The following is a 14,002-nucleotide window of genomic DNA, read 5'->3' as shown; positions in this document are numbered from 1 at the left end:
CGAAGCACAGTTACTCAGTAAGCTTCTTAGAATACGATGCATAGCTAATAACTTCACCGCCGTTCTTATCCAAGAGGTCTTGATAAACGCCCTAGAGAACCAAGCAGCCGAAATATGCGATGTTATCATGATTGCTTTTCGAGACCGACGTCCCGACTTTGGCTAATGAGTACAACCCCAACTATGCATCAGACAAAAACATGTATAATTTTTTATACAAGTTATTCAATAACAAGAGTCCCACATGAACATTCATTCGCTTTGCCCTGCACTATTACTCAGCGTCGTCTCATCAGCTACAGCAGCTGAAAACATTCGTATTCAATATTCTCCCGTAGAGACAACTCATGAAAAAATCGCCCAACAATCTATTCAAAGCAGCGATGTAAACACCATCTTTGCTGAGCTATCTCAGGCCTACTTTCCATTTGATAAAGCTCTCACGCTGGTTTACGGCGGAGAAGATGGTCCAATGTATGATCCTGATACACACACAATATACGTTCCTTACACTTTTTATTTGGAGTCGCTCAATTACTTCTCCAATAATCAGTATGAAGAACGCTTCGGAAAATCCCCAAAAACAGGGGCGCTAGATACGTTATTGCACACTTTACTTCATGAAGCTGGACATGCTTACATCGAAGATCAAAGCATCCCTGTTCTCGGAAAAGAAGAAGATGCGGTCGATAATTTTGCCACTATTTTAATGATTGACTTCCTAGAAGATGGCGCAGATATGGCCATTAGCGCCGCCGACATGTTCGCATTCGAATCCGACGACAGACCGGACTACTACGATTTTGGCGAGTACATTGACGAACACAGCTTTGATTTGCAGCGTTACTTTTCAACGTTATGTTTGGTGTACGGTAGTGATCCTGAGCAATACAAAGCCTTACTCGATGAAGTAGAAAAAGACTACCTGCGTGATCGCAAAGAGTTCTGCCAATTCAATTACGGCAACATTCGCGACAATTGGCTGCATTACTTGCAAAACAATGAACCAAAAGAAAATTCGCCACGTAAAAGCGATTAGAAAATCTCAAACAAGAAGACCGCAATGACAAAACTCACCATATTTTATGACGGAACCTGCCCGCTTTGTGCCAAAGAGATGAAGGCGCTAAAACAACGCGATGCCAAGCAGCACATCAAAACCGTCGATATCTATAGTGATGCATTCGCAGATTATCCTCAGATCGCTCCTGAACAAGCCAACACCATTTTGCACGCCCTCAACGAAAAGGGGGAGCTTCTGCTTGGGTTGGACGTGACTCATCGTGCGTGGCAATTAGTTGGTCGCGGTTGGCTCTACGCTCCACTGCGTTGGCGCCTCGTTAAACCTGTTGCTGACTGGCTTTACCTCAAATTCGCAAAGAATAGGTATCGCGTCTCATATTGGTTAACAGGGACTTCTCGTTGCAATAGTGGGTCGTGTTCACGTTAATTGTGATCCCGCTTAAAAATGCTACGACCTTCGTCTAGATTTACAAATTTCCAGTACTTCTGATTGAGTAACTCGGTTAATCTCTAAGCATTACAACAATAAGTATTAACACTTTTATCAGGCAAGCTTATTCAGCTTGTCACTTGTAACGCTGCGCCGAGAGAAGGACGTCTCTATGAATCTGACGATCAGAAAACGACTATATATCCTTTCAATAATTCCAATTCTAACTATGGCAATAGGCATGATGTGGTTCACCTACGTACAAACCACAGCCTACAACGAGCACGAGATTGAGCAAACTCGAAGTCGAATGATGGAGATGAAAAAAGCCGAACTCAAAAGCTACGTACAAATGGCGCGTTCCGCTGTCGAGCCGCTACTCGCACAAAATGCCCCACTGGAAGAGGCTCTGCCTATCTTAAAACAACTAGAGTTTGGTCAATCCGGCTACATCTTTGGTTATGATTCAAAAGGCGTTCGCGTCGTGGTGGGCAAAAACACCAAAGGCATCGGGGAAAACTTCTATAACTTGCAGGACAAGAAAGGCAATTACCTGATTCAGGATTTGTTAAAAAATGCCAAAACTGGCGAGTTCACGACTTATTACTTCCCGAAACTCGGTCAGAGTGAAGCACTACCGAAACTCAGCTACTCAGTCTTTATTCCTGAATGGGACTTGATGTTGGGAACGGGTTTCTACACGGACGATATCGACGCCATTGTGGCAGACATGGAAAAAGCCGCACACGAAGATCTCAACACCACACTAACTGCGATAGCCCTGTTTTGTGCCTCGATAACAGCGATAGTTGCAGTCTTTGCCGTATTTGTTAACCGCAGCATCATGAAACCTATTGAGCAGTTTGATGCTTCAATTCACTCTTTCGCACAAGGCGATGCAGATTTAACCGCGCGCATGGAAGAATCAAGCGTGCCGGAGTTCACGCAGCTGAGCCGTAACTTCAATATCTTCGTTGAAAGCCTGCAAGGCATCATCAAGAGCGTTAGCCACGTAGGACAAGAAGTGGTTTCAGAGACCAACGAGATGTCACAGCGTGCATCGCAAGTGGACGAGTTGGCTTCTGGTCAACGTGAAGAGACCGAACAAGTCGCAGCGGCAATGACCGAGATGACAGCAACGGCGCACGAGATTTCAAACAACGCTAACCAAGCAGCGCAATCAGCCAGAGACGCCGATGAAAACTCACAACAAGCAAAACACATTGTTGATTCGGCAGCGAACTCTGTCGAAGCACTCGCGCTAGAGGTGTCAGAAGCCAGCACGGTGATTTCTCGTTTAGAGAGCGACGTAAAAAACATTTCTTCTTCGCTAGAGGTTATTCAAGACATCGCCGAGCAAACCAACCTATTGGCACTGAACGCAGCCATTGAAGCAGCCCGTGCTGGTGAACAAGGTCGCGGCTTCGCAGTCGTTGCCGATGAAGTCCGTAAACTGGCAAGTCGCACTCAAGACAGCACAGGCGAAATTCACCAAATGATCGAGCAGTTGAAGTCTGGCTCGGATGCGGCAGTGAAAGCCATGGGTTCAAGCCAAGCGCGTGGTGAAGCAACGGTAGAAGAAGCACGAGCAGCCTCTGCCGCACTGCAAGAAATCCAAGCCGCAATTGCTAACATCATGGACATGAACACGCTTATCGCAACGGCAACTGAAGAGCAAAGCCAAGTTGGCCAAGAGATTTCACAACGTATTGAAGTGATCTCTCAACAAAGCAGCCAATCGGCACACCTTGCCAACCAAAACCGTGCAGGCAGTGGCAACCTTAACCACAAAGCTAACGAGCTGTACGACTTGGTCGGTCGCTTTACGGTTTAACGCTTTCCTCACCCATTCACTATGCAAACAGCGACGCCAAACGTCGCTGTTTTTATTTCTGCTATCCTCAGAAGTCTTAGCTATAATGCCGCCAACTTAGCATCCATAAGGGCAAAACCAGATGATTATTATGACCACCAATTTCGGTGATATCGAGATTGAACTGAACCTAGAACGAGCGCCAGTTAGCTCAAAGAACTTCAAAAAATACTGTGAAGATGGCTTCTACAACGGCACCATGTTCCACCGCGTTATCGACGGCTTTATGATTCAAGGTGGCGGTCATACCGAAGACATGGCAGAAAAGCCAACGCGCGCACCAATCGCGAACGAAGCAAACCGTGGTCTTAAGAACCTTGTTGGCACTATCGCAATGGCACGAACCGATGCACCGCACTCTGCAACAGCACAATTCTTCATTAACTTAGAAGACAATGATTTCCTAGACCACACCGCAACCACCAACCTAGGCTGGGGCTACGCCGTGTTTGGTAAAGTGACCGCGGGTATGGATGTCGTAAATCGCATAGCGAAAGTGAAAACGACCTCTAAACTTGGTCACGATGATGTGCCATGCGATCCAATCATTATCGAGAAAGTGACGATCAGCGAATAAGCCCATTCGCCTCTGCAGAGAAATCGTCGCTATAAAACGAAGAAAGCGCCTAACGTCTGATGACTTAGGCGCTTTTTGTTTTTATGACTCAGCCGATTAGTTGGGCTTATAACGAAGTTATTGATAGAAAAGCTCAGCTTTGGCTCCAACCAAATCCAGTTCAGAGCCTTGAAAATCAGCCAGATATTCAGCAACAAGGTTGTACCCAACCCAATACCCCATGTATTTCGGCCAGCGGCTTTCATCGCTGCCAAGAAAGTAAGCGTCGAAGTTGTAATCTAAGCTGGTCAACTTGCCTTTCATCTCAGCGTAGAAAGGGCGCCAATCTTGATCTTTGATTTGCTCAAACAAGGTCGGAGTGACGCCGCCATTCACCTTACGTTCGAAGTGACAAGCTAACCCTTCCATAATTAGTACATCACCAAGTGCAACGCCACTTTCTCCCGCTCGCATACGGAACAGGTGATGCAACTCATGCGCTAACACCGCAGCCAGTTCTTTCTCAATAACGTTTTTAATATCAGTACGTTGAGTATCAAGCAGAATCTCTACACGATAGGCACTTAAGCAATAGCCACCAATCCCCGTCTGCGGTACGTCATTGCGATCAAACGGGCTAATGGTGAGGTCAATGTTACTCAAATCAAAGTAACTAGAAAGTTGTGAGCTCAGATCATCAAGTTTCTGATGCAAATACTCAGAGATTGGAGACAGTTCTCCCGTCGCATTTAACAGGGTTACGCGATAACTCATTTATCTTCCTTGATAATGTGGGTTAAGAGCAGCGAGTTTACAGTGTAAAGAGTGAGCAGTTCTAGCGATTACATTCCTTTGAATAAACTTTGAGATGCACGGCTCACAGGGAGCTTGTTTTCTCCAACGTGAACAAACATTCTGCCAGCAAAGTCTTTGTTTACTTTGTTAATTTTGCACACTTGCACCACGCTTGAACGGTGTACTTGCCAGAACTGTTCTGGGTTAAGCTGCCCTATCAACTCTTTCAACGATGTACGAATCAAATACTCCTGCACTTTGCCTTGTCCTTGCTGGGCATACACAGAAACGTATTTTTCTTCCGCTTTGAAATACAACACATCAGACGTGGCGATCAGATGAATGTCTTCCCCTTGCGTCGCTTTGATCCACTGAAGATATTGCGGAGTTTGTGGAGCGGATAATTGCTGCAACTGTTCTAACAGGCTGCTCATCTGCACATTACTGCTTTCTTGCTCTCGCTTAGCAAGGCGTGCTTTCACTCTTTCACACGTCGTCAGAAGGCGCTCATCTGAAATAGGCTTGAGCAAATAATCGGTGGCATTTTGCTCAAAAGCTTTTATAGCGTAATCATCGTACGCGGTGACAAACACAATCAAAGGTGGGTTGGCGAGTTGATTGAGTTTTTGCGCTAATGTCATACCATCCAAAACTGGCATACGAATATCAAGAAACGCAATGTCAGGTTGGCTTTGCTCAATGGCTTGCAACGCTTGTTCACCATCGGCGACTTTGGCTATCACCTCTAGCTCTGGCCACACTTCAGCTAGGCTTTTATCAAGATGACGCCTCAATAACGGTTCATCATCAGCAATAATGGCAGTAAACCCTGTATTCATTCCTTTCTTCCTTGATTACGATCCCATTGGCCAGCTAAGGCGAACACAAACGCCACCCTGAGCAGACTCACTGATAGAGACCTCTCCTTGCCCTGCGAACAAAGCTTCAACTCGCTGCTTGAGATTACTTAGACCCACGCCAGAGCCCATGTGACCACTCACGTGATTCAAGCCAACACCTGTGTCTCTGACTTCAATCTTCAAGTTCTTCTGTTCGCGCTTAATCAGCAAGCTGACTTCACCACCTTCTCGCTTTGGCTCAATACCATGGATAATGGCGTTTTCGATTAAGGGTTGAAGCATCATCGGCGGTAGCTCGGTTCTGCCTAATCCCTCTTCCACCTCAATCTTGTAACTGAGTCGGTCACCTAAACGGGTTTGTTGGATGCTTAAGTAAGCCTCAAGTAACGCCGTTTCATTGTCTATGGTGGTGTGTTCTTCGCGTGAGCTTTTTAGCGTTGCTCGCAGCAGCGCGGTCAACTGTTCTAGCATCAGCTTGGCTTTATCGACATCTTGCGACATGAGCGCGCTGATATTCGCCAAGGTATTGAATAGAAAATGCGGTTCAATCTGGCTTTGCATCTGCTTAAGCTGACTCAGCAAGAGCGCACGATCTTGCTCTGCTTTCTCGCGCTTGATGGCTTCCAACTCTCGTTGAGCAACCGCCTCTTTCTCACGCGAGTAAAAATAGAAATAACACATACCGCTAAACAGTAATCCCATTAAGCCAACAGGGATCATATCGGAGATACCAAAATACTCTCCGAGCCAAAATTGCGCATTAATCACCCCAAACAATAAACAGGCAACAAGCGAACACACCACTTCTATCATACGTGGGATGGTTGGAAACAAACGGTCAATCAACCATGAGAAGAAGATAGCCGAATAGCCAAATCCAAAGCTAACCGCCACATGAATGTAAAATGGACCGCCCCAAACCGAGAGCGTCATTGCTGCGATAAAGAGACAAAATGCCGTGGTCACTAATAAGCTACGCGGCCATCCACTTTTTACCACTGATTTTGCTGAACACATTTAGAATTTCCCTTTGATGTTAAAAACAATCATATGCTTATCATTGATTTGTACGTAAGCAGATTGGTCGTCTCCGGTTAAAAAGCGTGCGGCAACTTCCACTTCTACACTTTGATCGCCAGTATCAATCCATTGGTAGTTAAGCCACTGCGTGACAATCACACCGCCATCTTGTGGCGCCAACATCACATCCAACGTAGGGGTTACATCACTTAGCCAGCCCATATCCGCTTTACCGTTCCATGCAGCCCACGCTTCCAAATCCCAACTCCAGTGCAGCATTACGTTATGCTGAACGATATTGGCGTGCTGAAACCCTTGGGCGTAGCTTGTCGCAAGTAGAGCGCTGCTAGCCAACAGAGAGTTGTTAGGATCAGGGAGCTGAGAGAGTAATTCGCCACGCTCTATTGCTTGTTGCCATTCGCTTTTCGACCATGCTCGGCTGTCGTACCAATATTCAGCAATCACGTTGTGTCCGGCTTGGTTTGCCCAGTTCACCCCAACTAAAGCTTGGAATGCGCTTCCCTGCTCCTCAACTGAAACGGATTGGTAAAGAGCATCCTGCTGAAACTGATAGCCGACACTTTGCTTTTGCCACAGTATTGATCCGTGCATGGCGATGGATTCATCCCACACGGCAATGGCACTGGAGCCAAGCAAACCTCGGCGCACATCATCGTAATAACCAATAAGTTGATACTCGGTGCCACCCACCAGTGCATAACGACGAATACCAACACCTTGTTGCTCTGCGGCTTGATCAAGAGCACTCTGGTCTTGTTGCCCCCAGCTTGAATCCGTTGCAATAACCGTCCACTCGCCTGCCATATCGTAGTGTGAGAGTGAAAACACACCCGCACCTTCTTCTGCTACTAAGCCAACAGGATTTTGTCGATAAGGCTTAAACAGATCCAAAGGTCGGTAGCCATAACCCACGCCCCAATCAATGCGCAACTTACCTAAGCTCACATCAAGTGTGGTGTCACCGACTTGCCACTCCCCTAGCCAAGCAAGTTCTCGAATCAGTAGTTGGTTATCAGCTTCACTCCACCAGTCACTCTCTCCTTGTTGGTTGAGGTACAAACCTTGGCTGTACAGAGCGAACAAGCCACTGAAGTTTTGATAGTTCACTTGCACATCCAACAGTGCATTAAGTGAATCACGAGAACTGCCCTGCGCCTGCATAAATGCGCTATCACGCTGCTTGGCAGTTTCGTAACTGACAGCCCAATCCCACTCAAAACTCAGCTCATCATTGGCAAAAACTGGGGCTGCTGCGCCCACACACAACGACGCAGCAATCAACAAACTGGTGCTTTTGTTAAGGTTAGGCTGGTGCGATTTCATGTGACTTCCTTGCTCGTTTTCATGGTTCTATTTAAGGAGTTCAGGCTAAAGCTGAGTCGTATTGGCTTTCGGCAAATAGCTTGGGTTGTAGAACTTGTTGTCCAGCTGCCAAGGCACGATCTCTTGATACTCGATAACGGTCTTTTTGCTCGGCTGAATGCTATCAAGCAAGGTCATCTCACTGACGTAGTCTTCACCTTTGTCAGTTGCACGCCCATATTGCGCTTGCTTGGCGAGTTTGCCAGAGCGCAAGTAAAGATCAGCTTTGATTGGAAACGCATCTTGCTCAGACAACCACAAGTCGATCTTCTGATAGCTCGCCCCTTTGGTTTTCGCGGTTAACGCAAGGTGATAAGCCGCGACACTTTCCCCGTTTACCGAGACAGTTTCTGTCGCTTTCCATTCACCTTGATAATCTTGGCTCCACGTCAAAGTTGAGATGTCGCCGATAGACGCTTCACCAAGCAGCTTCTGCATTGGCGTAATGCGAATCGGACGGCGGCTCTTTGGCATTTGTAGCCAATAGTTGTCGCCCATCATCAACATCTTTTGCCCGGCTTCGACTGCCGATTTGAACACCACCAGCGATTCACGATTTGGGCGCGTGTACACGTGGTAAAGGCGGGTTTTATCTAGTTCTTGGTCTTGATATAAGCGCACCAATGACACCACTTTGGAGGAATCATCTTGCAAGCGGTAGCTGTCGGCTTTTTCAATCAATTGCGCGACTTGCTGTGCATCTAACGCTGTTTCATTCGCACTGGTATTGATGCTTGCAACGCCAGTTACCATCAGCAATGCAATTGGTAATAGTGATTTGAAATTAAACATAAATCAGTGCCTCCGTAATTGGCTTGTTCACCCCTTTGCGTGCCGAGAAAAACGCCGCAACCAAACAAATCATCAATACTGCAAATCCTGCTATAGCTACCAGCTCCCAAGAGAAGTAAATCGTTAATGGGTAACCTTCTGTGCGTCCTGGCGGTGGCGGCATTTGCACATCCACGACCATCAGTAAGACGGTGACTAGCGCCGTAAACAAAGCGCCGATTAAGCTACCAATCACCGCAAGTAACCCTGCTTCGCGCAAGAACCCAGCAATAATTTCGCGAGGGTAGCTACCAAGAGCCGATAAGGTGCCGATTTCACGGGTGCGCTCAGTCACCGACATAGTCATGGTGTTGAACAGCGCAACAAAGACCACCAGCGCCATTACTGCACCCATGATGCCGAAGATACGATCGTACAAATCTTTCACTTTGAGATAGAAGAACGCGCGCTCTTGCCAAGGCGTAATCTCAATATCTTGATCACCAAAGTTCTGTTTTTGCTTACTCAGAACCGAAGCCACTTGTTGCTCGACTTGGTTAGTTAAACTGGTGTCGAACAGGAAGACAGATAACGCACTGACTTTGTCTGAACCGAGCAGCGATTGCGCGCTGTTGATATGCACGTACAGTTGGCGTTTATCAAGCTCAGGCACGCCAGTTGAATAGATACCACGAACTTTGAAGTCATACGCGTTCAATGCGCCGTCGGTAGTGGTCGCCAGCAAGGTAATCCAATCGCCAACGTGCACACTTAGGTTGTTCGCCAAATCAACGCCAAGCATCACTTCTGGCTCTGCAGGGTCATAACGCGATGCATGAATGTTGGACAGCGTCTGCCCTTCACGCACGTCTAAAAACGGCCCTTTCATATCGAATTCGCGCTCGTTAACACCAATGCCGATAAAGATCGATGACTTGTTGCCGTTGGAAATTAAACCGCTGAATTCAACTCGCGGCTGCACGCCTCGCACTTCATTCAATCCAATCAATTGCTTGGTGATGTCGTCCGCATGAGTTAAACCGTTACTCAGCGGCATCTCTTCTTCTTTGGCAAAGTAACCCGGTGTGGTTAACGTCAGGTGCCCCGTGTCACGCGCTGTCGACTCTTTCAAACTGTCATAGGTGTACAGACCAAAACCGCCCGCACTGGTTAACGCAAACACGGCAATGGCAATGATCAGCATCGACAATAAACTGCGACGGCGATTGCGTTGCAGATTCAACCAAGCAAGGCAAACCGAAACAGGAATTAGCTTGCCCATGAAACCTCCTCCACACTTGCGTACGTTTGGGTAATTTTGCCATCCACCAATTCAATGGTTCGATCGCAGCGGGATGCCATGCGAGGGTCGTGAGTGGCGACGATAAAAGTGGTGCCTAGCTCGTGTCCAAGCCCTTTCATAATGTCGATGACCTTGTTGGCAGTTTGGCTATCAAGACTTGCTGTTGGCTCATCAGCAATCACCAACGCTGGTTTGTGCACTAACGCACGAGCAATTGCCACGCGTTGCTGCTGACCGCCAGATAGGCTATCGGGCATGTGATGAATAAACTCACCCAAGCCAACGTGTTCTAGCATTTGTGTAGCGAGCTCGGTTTGTTCTGCTTTTGAAAAACCGTTGAGGTGTAACGGATACGCCACGTTCTCCAACGCCGTCATCACGGGGACAAGATTGAATTTTTGAAATACAAAACCAAGCTTTTCACGACGCATTTTCGCCGCCTGCATTTGTCCGGTTGGGTATGGGCTGCCTGCAAATGTCACCTGACCTTGGTATTGAGTATCCAGCATGCCAAGCACGTTAAGTAAGGTGCTTTTTCCCGAGCCAGACGGTCCACACAGAGCCACCATTTCGCCGGCAAACACTTCACCAGACACGTCTCGCAATGCACGTACGGTTTGTCTGCCAAGGGCGTAATCGCGACTAAGTTGATTAAAAACGATCATGACGCCTCCCTAATATTTCGCTAGCAGCGCTTTCGCGGTTTGCGTTTCTAGATTGCTATCACCTAACTGCTCCATTTGCGCTAACCATGTTTTGGCTTGTTGAACATCTTCAGCTCGTAGTGCTGCTTCAATGGCGTAGCGATAAATCCAAGACGTTGCGGCGAAAGGTTGCTGACTAAAACTCGGCTCATCGAGCAATGAAAGGTACAGCTCGTAGCCACGCTCAAAGTGATTGAACATGTCAGGTAGAGAAGTAAATGTGGTGGCTGCCATGGCGGTGGCTAGTTGGTATTCCGGCAAACCTTGTAAGCGTTGTTGCTCTTGCAGTGGTACTGGCTGATTCGCCATTAGGTCCAAACCTTTTTGGATTGTGGCAAGACCGCGCTCGGTGAACTTCATCTTGTTCCAAGGCATAAACGCCTCACGACCTTGCAACGTCTCAGCACTGCCTAAGTAAACCAAGGTCACCGGTGTTGCGCCTTGCTCTTCGAGTTGTTTGGATAATTCGCCGTAAACGGTATCAACTAAGCCAGAGTCACCTTGCGCTGCTTGGTTGAATTGACTGAGTGTGCGCTCGCTTGGATTAGCCAGAGCCAAATTGCTGCTGAGTGCAAATGCGGCGATAAACGTACTTGCCAGTTTAAGAGCTTTGATTGAGCGAGATTGAGAAACCATCATGTACTGTCCTTAGTTGAACGTGATTTGATGGTTTCAGATTAAGGGAGAAGATCGCACGCTGCTTTTGCATGCGACCAATGGCAATTATGCGGAGTGAATGGTATTGAGAGAGGATGAATGACATTCACTTAAACAGAAAATACAATTCCGCTCATTCGTAACTCTACATTTTTACGGCAGTAACAATAAAAACACTGGCTTAAAATCTGAGGCTAGTGTATTTATCCATCCCACAGCTACCCATAACAGACAGTGTCGCACTCTCCTTTCTTACACACCTTTGCATGGTGTCTGTTGTTTCCAAATCGAGATTCTTAGCATCGGAATAGTTTGAACTCTTCGAGTTTTAGTTGTTTTCGCACTCAAAATAGGTGCGTTATTAGGTCGTTGAAAATGAATAAGCGTTATTTCCCAAGAGTTGATTTGCCACTGCTCATGGCGATCATTCCGATCATGCTGTTAAGTTCGCTCACTCTCTGGAGTGCCAGTAGCTTTAATGAGGCGATGCTCTTCAAACATTTGGCGCGCTGCGGACTGACATTAGTTTGTATCTTGGTCATGTCCTCGATTCCAGCGTCCAGCTATCAGCGCTCAGCTCCATATCTCTACATTATTGCGGTTGCGCTACTACTTGCTGTCGCTTTATTTGGTGATAGCACCAATGGCTCTCAACGTTGGCTCGATATCGGCTTCTTCCGCTTTCAACCGTCCGAACTAATCAAACTTTCCATTCCAATCATGATCGCCTGGATGCTTCATATTGAAGGAGGTCGACCAAACAGTCGGAAAATTGCGTTTTGCTTACTTATTACAATGATTCCTGCCGGGTTAATCGCGCTACAACCGGATTTAGACGGTGCAGTTTTTACCATCATTTATGCATTGTTCGTTTTGTTTTTGGCTGGCATGAGCTGGAAAATAATCTGCGGGTTTATTGCGAGCATTTTAACGTTAGCACCTATTTTATGGTTCTTCGTTATGGAAACCTATCAAAAGAGCCGTGTAACACAGTTCTTGCACCCTGAGTCCGATCCACTGGGTTCGGGCTACCAAATCATCCAATCTTTGATTGCGATTGGCTCAGGCGGTATGAAAGGCAAAGGTTGGATGAATGCAACGCAGGGAACACTTGGCTTTATTCCAGAAAGTCATACGGACTTTATTTTTTCGACCTATGCGGAAGAATGGGGCTTTGTTGGCAGTTTAGTCTTACTCGCATTGTACTTGTTTATTACTGCACGCGTTATGTTGCTTGCATGTCAGTCTGACCACTTTTTTAGTCGGCTGGTAAGTGGCGCATTAGCGATGAGCTTTTTTCTGTATGCTTTTATCAATACGGGCATGGTGAGTGGCTTGTTGCCAGTAATGGGTAGCCCACTTCCCTTCTTTAGCTATGGCGGCACGGCGATGCTAACTCAAGGTATCTGTTTTGGTGTAATCATGTCGCTGTGTTATTCCAAATATCGTAACGCATAGCTCTGCTTGAGAAAAAGCGATCAAAAAAAGGCTTCCCTGAGGAAGCCTTTTTACAACGATATGAGCGAATTAATTACAGCTCTGCGTTGTGGTAAACCTGCTGAACATCATCACAGTCATCTAGAAGATCTAGGAATTTCTGGAACTTCTCAGCATCTTCACCCGATACAGGCGTATGAGTTTGCGGAACGAATGTGATTTCTTCAACATCGATCGTTAGATCTGGGAATGCACCGTTAAGCGCAGTTTTTGTTTTGAAGAATTCAGTGTGAGGTGCGAATACAGTGATAACACCGTCTTCTAGCTCAACGTCAGTAACGTCTACGTCTTCCATCATTAGCGTTTCTAGGATGATTTCATCATCGTCGCCTTTGAACTGAAATACCGCTTGGTGATCGAACATGTGAGAAACCGAGCCCTCTACACCAATTTTCGCACCGACTTTCACAAAGCATTGGCGTACATCTTGGAAAGTACGGTTGCCGTTGTCTGTTAGACAGTCAACGATAACGCTAGTACCGCCAGGACCGAAGCCTTCGTAACGTGCTGGAGTGTAGTCTTCACCACCGCCACCGTTCGCTTTGTCGATCGCTTTATCGATAACGTGCGCAGGAACTTGGTCTTTTTTCGCTTTTGCGATCAGGTGCTTCAAAGACAAGTTCATGTCTGGATCACCACCACCGTTTTTCGCGCACATGTAAATTTCTTTACCGTATTTGGAATAAACTTTAATTTTCGCGCCTGCAGTTTTCGCCATAGAGGCTTTGCGCACTTCAAAACTTCTTCCCATCGGGATGTCTCTCTAAATTCAAATTTAATGCGAAGGATTTTAGCAAAAAGCGAAACCTTTTCAATTTCGCTTAGCAAAGGAATAGGGAGGTTACCTCATTCGTCGCATTGGATTGAACCATTGCCACGGTTCGCGTTAAGCGACACCCATTACTCGTTTGTACTTTTCGACCGATTGCTGGAAAAACGCCTTTTCATCAGCATCGTTAATCTTGGACAACTGTTCTTCTATTGCTTCAGGACCAGATTTGGCCTCTCTGAGCTTCCAAACCAAAAACGACGCCTGCTTATCCAGTTCGATTTTGTTTTTTTCGTCAGGCGGCAATAGGGATAGATTAAACGACATTCACAGCCTCAAGGTACTTTAAATACTAGCCGGG

15 protein-coding genes are annotated in these 14,002 nt (G+C 46.7%); 5 read left to right on the top strand and 10 right to left on the bottom strand.

Annotation, left to right across the window (positions count from 1 at the left end; all coding sequences use genetic code 11):
* The first annotated feature begins 244 nt into the window (after positions 1-244).
* The 4 genes from R7Q38_RS05165 (at position 245) to R7Q38_RS05150 (ending at position 3,903) form a co-directional block, all read left to right on the top strand.
* The gene (locus R7Q38_RS05165; RefSeq protein ID WP_213871339.1) at positions 245-1,039 is read left to right on the top strand and encodes a DUF4344 domain-containing metallopeptidase; all 795 of its coding nucleotides are present in this window, start codon (positions 245-247) and stop codon (positions 1,037-1,039) included.
* 24 nt (positions 1,040-1,063) lie between these two features.
* Positions 1,064-1,450 (top strand): thiol-disulfide oxidoreductase DCC family protein, encoded by a 387-nt coding sequence (locus R7Q38_RS05160; RefSeq protein WP_025998548.1) that lies wholly within the window; start codon positions 1,064-1,066, stop codon positions 1,448-1,450.
* A gap of 175 nt (positions 1,451-1,625) precedes the next feature.
* Complete coding sequence (locus R7Q38_RS05155; protein WP_025768726.1) at positions 1,626-3,287, top strand: methyl-accepting chemotaxis protein; 1,662 nt, start codon at positions 1,626-1,628, stop codon at positions 3,285-3,287.
* 121 nt (positions 3,288-3,408) lie between these two features.
* Positions 3,409-3,903 (top strand): peptidylprolyl isomerase, encoded by a 495-nt coding sequence (locus tag R7Q38_RS05150; RefSeq protein WP_167415788.1) that lies wholly within the window; start codon positions 3,409-3,411, stop codon positions 3,901-3,903.
* Positions 3,904-4,020: 117 nt separating this feature from the next.
* Here the strand turns inward: R7Q38_RS05150 and R7Q38_RS05145 are convergent, their stop codons facing one another.
* From R7Q38_RS05145 to R7Q38_RS05110, 8 genes are all read right to left on the bottom strand, one after another.
* Positions 4,021-4,656, bottom strand: coding sequence for a DUF2268 domain-containing putative Zn-dependent protease (locus R7Q38_RS05145; protein ID WP_005383209.1), 636 nt, complete (start codon positions 4,654-4,656; stop codon positions 4,021-4,023).
* Between the two features lie 68 nt (positions 4,657-4,724).
* Positions 4,725-5,516, bottom strand: a complete 792-nt coding sequence (locus R7Q38_RS05140) for a LytR/AlgR family response regulator transcription factor (protein ID WP_005383208.1) — start codon at positions 5,514-5,516, stop codon at positions 4,725-4,727.
* A 15-nt stretch (positions 5,517-5,531) separates the two neighbouring features.
* The gene (locus tag R7Q38_RS05135) at positions 5,532-6,554 is read right to left on the bottom strand and encodes a sensor histidine kinase (protein ID WP_005383206.1); all 1,023 of its coding nucleotides are present in this window, start codon (positions 6,552-6,554) and stop codon (positions 5,532-5,534) included.
* Complete coding sequence (locus R7Q38_RS05130) at positions 6,555-7,901, bottom strand: hypothetical protein (protein ID WP_213873657.1); 1,347 nt, start codon at positions 7,899-7,901, stop codon at positions 6,555-6,557.
* A gap of 45 nt (positions 7,902-7,946) precedes the next feature.
* Positions 7,947-8,732, bottom strand: a complete 786-nt coding sequence (locus tag R7Q38_RS05125; protein WP_064376346.1) for an outer membrane lipoprotein-sorting protein — start codon at positions 8,730-8,732, stop codon at positions 7,947-7,949.
* A complete protein-coding gene (locus R7Q38_RS05120; protein ID WP_239938998.1) occupies positions 8,725-9,993 on the bottom strand; it encodes an ABC transporter permease in 1,269 nt (422 codons plus the stop codon). Before R7Q38_RS05120 ends, R7Q38_RS05125 begins: the two co-directional genes overlap by 8 nt.
* A complete protein-coding gene (locus R7Q38_RS05115; protein ID WP_239938996.1) occupies positions 9,981-10,679 on the bottom strand; it encodes an ABC transporter ATP-binding protein in 699 nt (232 codons plus the stop codon). The genes R7Q38_RS05120 and R7Q38_RS05115 overlap by 13 nt, the downstream gene beginning before the upstream one ends.
* Before the next feature lie 9 nt (positions 10,680-10,688).
* Complete coding sequence (locus R7Q38_RS05110) at positions 10,689-11,357, bottom strand: hypothetical protein (protein ID WP_017189795.1); 669 nt, start codon at positions 11,355-11,357, stop codon at positions 10,689-10,691.
* Between the two features lie 393 nt (positions 11,358-11,750).
* On the opposite strand from R7Q38_RS05110, the gene rodA reads away from it, so the two are divergent.
* Positions 11,751-12,833 carry a rod shape-determining protein RodA gene (rodA, locus tag R7Q38_RS05105; RefSeq protein ID WP_017633806.1) on the top strand — a complete coding sequence of 361 codons (1,083 nt, stop codon included), beginning with the start codon at positions 11,751-11,753 and terminating at the stop codon, positions 12,831-12,833.
* 73 nt (positions 12,834-12,906) lie between these two features.
* On the opposite strand, the gene R7Q38_RS05100 is transcribed toward rodA, so the two are convergent.
* The gene (locus R7Q38_RS05100) at positions 12,907-13,623 is read right to left on the bottom strand and encodes a YebC/PmpR family DNA-binding transcriptional regulator (RefSeq protein ID WP_005374482.1); all 717 of its coding nucleotides are present in this window, start codon (positions 13,621-13,623) and stop codon (positions 12,907-12,909) included.
* A gap of 135 nt (positions 13,624-13,758) precedes the next feature.
* On the bottom strand, positions 13,759-13,968 hold the full coding sequence (locus R7Q38_RS05095; protein ID WP_005374484.1) for a DUF3283 family protein: 210 nt from the start codon (positions 13,966-13,968) through the stop codon (positions 13,759-13,761).
* Positions 13,969-14,002: the final 34 nt, after the last annotated feature.

This window comes from Vibrio sp. Vb0598, assembly GCF_033338935.1.
Taxonomy (GTDB): Bacteria; Pseudomonadota; Gammaproteobacteria; order Enterobacterales; family Vibrionaceae; genus Vibrio; species Vibrio alginolyticus.
This window is presented reverse-complemented; position numbering and strand designations above follow the sequence as displayed.